Annotated in this window: 4 protein-coding genes; all 4 read left to right on the top strand. The window is 67.7% G+C overall.

Annotation, left to right across the window (positions count from 1 at the left end; genetic code table 11):
• The coding region (locus KDJ86_RS11430) for an aldehyde dehydrogenase family protein (RefSeq protein ID WP_291745668.1) at window positions 1–782 on the top strand (782 nt) is incomplete at its 5' end.
• A 142-nt stretch (window positions 783–924) separates the two neighbouring features.
• On the top strand, window positions 925–2,124 hold the full coding sequence (gene pobA / locus KDJ86_RS11425; protein ID WP_291745666.1) for a 4-hydroxybenzoate 3-monooxygenase: 1,200 nt from the start codon (window positions 925–927) through the stop codon (window positions 2,122–2,124).
• A complete protein-coding gene (locus tag KDJ86_RS11420) occupies window positions 2,121–2,447 on the top strand; it encodes a hypothetical protein (protein ID WP_291745664.1) in 327 nt (108 codons plus the stop codon). Before pobA ends, KDJ86_RS11420 begins: the two co-directional genes overlap by 4 nt.
• 10 nt (window positions 2,448–2,457) lie before the next feature.
• The coding region (locus KDJ86_RS11415) for a CoA transferase subunit A (RefSeq protein WP_291745662.1) at window positions 2,458–3,244 on the top strand (787 nt) is incomplete at its 3' end.

Below are 3,244 nucleotides of genomic sequence, written 5' to 3'. Positions count from 1 at the left end.
GGCGGATCAACTTTACCGGCTCGACCCGGGTCGGCCGCATCATCGCCGAGACCGGCGCCCGCTACCTGAAGCCGGTGCTGCTCGAGCTCGGCGGCAAGGCGCCGCTCGTCGTCCTCGATGACGCCGATCTCGACGAGGCGGTGAATGCCGCGGTCTTCGGCGCCTTCGCCAATGCCGGCCAGATCTGCATGTCGACGGAGAAGATCGTCGTCGACGAGACGATCGCCGACGCCTTTGTCGAGAGATTCGCCGCTCGCGCCGCTGCCCTTCCGTCCGGCGATCCCCGCGGCCATGTCGTCATCGGCTCCTGCATCAGCAGGGGCGCCGTCGCCCGCGTTGGCGAGCTGATCGAGGATGCGGTCGGCAAGGGCGGGACCATTGCCACCGGCGGCCCGAGCGACACCTCGATCATGGCCGCGACCGTCATCGACAGGGTCACGCCATCGATGCGCATCTACGACGAGGAGTCCTTCGGGCCGGTCGTCTGCATCATCCGGGTCGACGGTGAAGAGGAAGCCATCCGCATCGCCAACGACACGGAATATGGTTTGTCGTCAGCGGTTTACACGAAGGACATCGCGCGCGGCATGAAGGTGGCGCGGCGCATCGAATCCGGCATCTGCCACATCAACGGCCCGACTGTCCACGACGAGGCGCAGATGCCCTTCGGCGGCACCAAGGCGAGCGGCTACGGCCGCTTCGGCGGCAAGGCCGCGATCGACGAATTCACCGAGCTCCGCTGGATCACCATCCAGACCGAACCCATGCACTACCCGTTCTAGAGGTGCCCTTGATGCCACTTCATGCAACCGCCACCGGCCAGAACAGAACTTGCCTCCCCCCTTGTGGGGGAGGCCGGATTCTCCCGATTTGCGAATGCAAATCGGCATTGGAAATCCGGGAGAGGGGTCAGCAGGCGCCATCATGAAACAGCGGACGCAGGTCGGGATTGTCGGCGCAGGCCCTTCGGGGCTGCTGCTCTCCCACCTGCTCGCCCGCCAGGGGATCGACTCGATCGTCATCGAGGACAGGAGCCGCGACCATGTCGAGAACCGCGTCCGCGCCGGCGTCCTCGAACAGGGCACGGTCGACACGTTGATCGAGGCGGGTCTCGGCGAGCGGATGCTCGATGAGGGGCTGATCCACGACGGCATCGAGATCCGCTTCAACGGCGAACGCCATCGCGTCGACTTCCCGTCGCTCACCGATGGCAAGCGCATCACCATCTATGGCCAGGGCGAGGTGGTGAAGGACCTCATCGACGCGCGCCTCGCCGACGGCGGCGTCATCCATTTCGAGGTCTCCGCCACGTCGATCCACGACATCGATGGCGACGCGCCGGTCATCCGCTATCGCAAGGACGAGGCCGGGCACGAGATCGCCTGCGACTACATTGCCGGCTGCGACGGCTTCCACGGCATCTGCCGGGAGAGCGTCCCCGAAGGCATCCTCACCGGCTACGAGCGCGTCTACCCCTATGCCTGGCTCGGCGTCCTGTCGGATTCGCCGCCGGCGGCGGAGGAGGTCGCCTATTGCCACAGCGACCGCGGCTTCGCCCTCCTCTCGCTACGCTCGCCGGCGGTCAGCCGCCTCTATCTCCAGGTCGCCCCCGACGAGGATATCGAGGCCTGGCCCGACGAGCGCTTCTGGGAGGAATTGCGCCTGCGGAGCGCGACGAAGGACGACGGCGCCGGCATCGAGCCCGGGCCTGTCCTGCAGAAGGGCATCACCCCGATGCGCAGCTACGTCGTCGAGCCGATGCGCCACGGCCGACTGTTCCTCGCCGGCGACGCCGCCCATATCGTCCCGCCGACCGGCGCCAAGGGCATGAACCTCGCCGTCGCCGACATCCGTTACCTGACCGAGGCGCTTGCCGCCTTCTACCGCGCGGGCGACGCCGCCGGCCTCGACGCCTATTCGACCCGCGCCCTCCGCCGGGTCTGGAAGGCCCAGCGCTTTTCGTGGTGGATGACCACCATGCTGCATCTCTCGCCCGACGATTCGCCCTTCGACCGCCGCCGCCAGATCGGCGAGCTCGATTACGTCACCACCTCGGTCGCCGCGATGACGGCCCTCGCCGAGAACTATGTCGGCCTTCCCCTCGACGACGGAGGCGCGCCATGACGACGTGCGTCCTTCGAGGCCCGCGCTTCGCGCGCGCACCTCAGGATGGCGAGGATTGTTCGCCGCGACGGACGATGGGCGGCATCATAGCAGCCCCGCCAAACACCCACCCCACATGCCCTCACCCCACTGGCACCAACATCGCCATCCTGAGGCGCGACCTCGGCCGCGAGCCGGGAGAGCCTCGAAGGACGCACCAGTACATCGCCGCGATGCCGCGGGCGGCGGCGCTCGCCCCGGTCGTGGCCTTCGCCTGTTCAATCGGCAGCTCGCTCAACCTCCGGGACGCGCGGTTCGCCGGATACGAGAAGACGTCGCGCTAGGAGCGGTCCCTTGGCAGACTTCCTTTCCCTTCACGATGCGATCGCGGCCAATATCGGCGACGGCGATTTCGTGGCCATGGAGGGCTTCACCCACCTCATCCCCTTCGCCGCCGGCCATGAGGTGATCCGCCAGGGGCGGAAAGGCCTCACCGTCAGCCGCATGACGCCGGACCTCATCTACGACCAGCTGATCGGCATGGGCGCCGTCGACCGGATGATCTTCTCCTGGGGCGGTAATCCCGGCGTCGGCTCGCTCCATCGCATGCGCGACGCGGTCGAGAATAGCTGGCCAGGGCCGCTGGCGCTCGAGGAACACTCCCACGCCGCGATGGCCAATGCCTACGAGGCCGGCGCCGCCAACCTGCCCTTCGCCGTCTTCCGCGGCTACATCGGCGTCGACCTGCCGAAGGTCAATCCGAGGATCGCCTCGGTCACCTGCCCCTATACCGGAGAGGAGCTGGCGACGGTTCCGGCCCTTCGCCCGGACGTCGCGGTTATTCACGCGCTCCGCGCCGATCGCGCCGGCAACGTGCTTCTGGAAGGCATCGTCGGCGTCCAGAAGGAGGCGGTACTCGCGGCGAAACGGTCGATCGTTACCGTCGAGGAGGTGGTCGACGACTTCGGCCCGCGTTCGGCCAATGCCGTCATCCTGCCGGCCTGGACCGTGACCGCCATCGCCGTCGTCCCGGGCGGCGCCTGGCCGTCCTATGCCCACGGCTACTACAAGCGCGCCAACGCCTTCTACAAGGCCTGGGACGCCATCGCCCGCGACCGCGACACCTTCCAGGCCTGGATGC

Origin of the sequence: Bauldia sp. (genome assembly GCF_020442045.1) — a bacterium.
In the GTDB taxonomy this organism is placed as follows: Bacteria; Pseudomonadota; Alphaproteobacteria; order Rhizobiales; family Kaistiaceae; genus Bauldia.
This window is presented reverse-complemented; position numbering and strand designations above follow the sequence as displayed.